Source organism: Zooshikella harenae, from assembly GCF_018837975.1.
Taxonomy (GTDB): Bacteria; Pseudomonadota; Gammaproteobacteria; order Pseudomonadales; family Zooshikellaceae; genus Zooshikella; species Zooshikella harenae.
Genome location: NZ_JAGSOY010000250.1, coordinates 1 through 1,279, shown reverse-complemented (window position 1 = coordinate 1,279; position 1,279 = coordinate 1). Strand labels below are relative to the sequence as shown.

Genomic DNA, 1,279 nt, shown 5'->3' with positions numbered 1-1,279 from the left:
TTGAGTAAAAATCATACAATCCAGTCTTTGGACATACTTTTGAGGCACAACCTTAAATATATATAAAATAAAAATTGCTGTTTTCTCAGCCTTTTTCTAGTATTTCCTTGACCCAAAATAACAGCTCTATAACCACCAGAAGGCAGTACCTTTTCATCACCAATAAGTGTTATTATTGCAACTAAAAACCCAGAAAGAATTGAAAACATAGTGACAATAACATTCAGTGCTTCAGGGGTTTTATGTATTAAAGGTTGTCCGTAAACAGACCCTAATAAGCTTATGATAATTATTAAGAAGAATCTAATTATTGCTATGAAGTTAAAATTATTTTTCATTCCTCTAAAACTCCGGAATCAAACAGTTCTAAATAGTATGTTTTTAGAGCACTCCAAGCGCTATTTTTTTCTAAAGAATCTCCTAAATAAACTATTTCTGATTTACCTTTTACTCTAATTTCATCAGTTGATATTACAGTCCCTTTCTTTGTAATTATTTTAAAGCTATCAGAATGTAACTCATTATTAATCGCTGTACTTGCTACATCATGAAGCTTTAACATTCCTTGCTTACCGAAATCAGGGTCTTTTGTATGTTTTTTTGCTTAATATTTTCACAACTTGCTAAATATAGTGACGACTTAATGTCGATTTTTTTTATTCCTTCTTTATCAAGAATCTCCATTTTTTTTGAACTGGCTACTTTATCTAGACAAATTGATTGTGCAATACTTGTTTGATCCGTTGAAGAAAGTATCTTTTTAATATAATTCTCGATAACTGACTGATGTGTATTAGATGTACATAGTATTACATGATTTCCTTGTATATATACAAATGCATCCCCATTAACAAAATCACTACCTTCTGGTGCAGGATGCTCATCGATTTTAGAAGAGCTTTTATTACCATCTTTCTCAATGGTTAATGCCTGTTGATTCGGTGTAAATACAGAAAGGCGCAAGTATACTTCGTTATTTTTTTCCGTATAATCAGCACATTTAACTTTTGAATTATTTGCATTTTTAAAAGTTCTATCATCAACCGTTGTTAAAATAGAGTGTGAATTTATTATGATACTACTTAAAGTCTCAGATTGTTGATTATTCCAACGTGCACGACGATAATAAAGTAACTTTTGTGCTGTCTTTTTCTTTTTAGCCATATCCTTCAGCCCTTATATAACTAATTCAATCCACGCTTCTAAACATGCATTACTAAAAGCTTAGCAAACCACAGATGGTTCATTTAGGGTATACCTATAGTGTACTGGTTGCAGC

At 31.2% G+C, this 1,279-nt stretch carries 3 protein-coding genes; all 3 read right to left on the bottom strand.

Going from position 1 to position 1,279, the window contains the following annotated elements:
• Window positions 1–11 precede the first annotated feature (11 nt).
• From KCG35_RS25385 to KCG35_RS25375, 3 genes are read right to left on the bottom strand one after another with little or no spacing between them, the layout of a single operon-like run.
• Complete coding sequence (locus tag KCG35_RS25385) at window positions 12–338, bottom strand: hypothetical protein (RefSeq protein ID WP_215822640.1); 327 nt, start codon at window positions 336–338, stop codon at window positions 12–14.
• Window positions 335–562, bottom strand: coding sequence for a hypothetical protein (locus KCG35_RS25380; RefSeq protein WP_215822639.1), 228 nt, complete (start codon window positions 560–562; stop codon window positions 335–337). Before KCG35_RS25380 ends, KCG35_RS25385 begins: the two co-directional genes overlap by 4 nt.
• Window positions 556–1,164 (bottom strand): hypothetical protein, encoded by a 609-nt coding sequence (locus tag KCG35_RS25375; protein WP_215822638.1) that lies wholly within the window; start codon window positions 1,162–1,164, stop codon window positions 556–558. Before KCG35_RS25375 ends, KCG35_RS25380 begins: the two co-directional genes overlap by 7 nt.
• Between the last annotated feature and the right edge of the window lie 115 nt (window positions 1,165–1,279).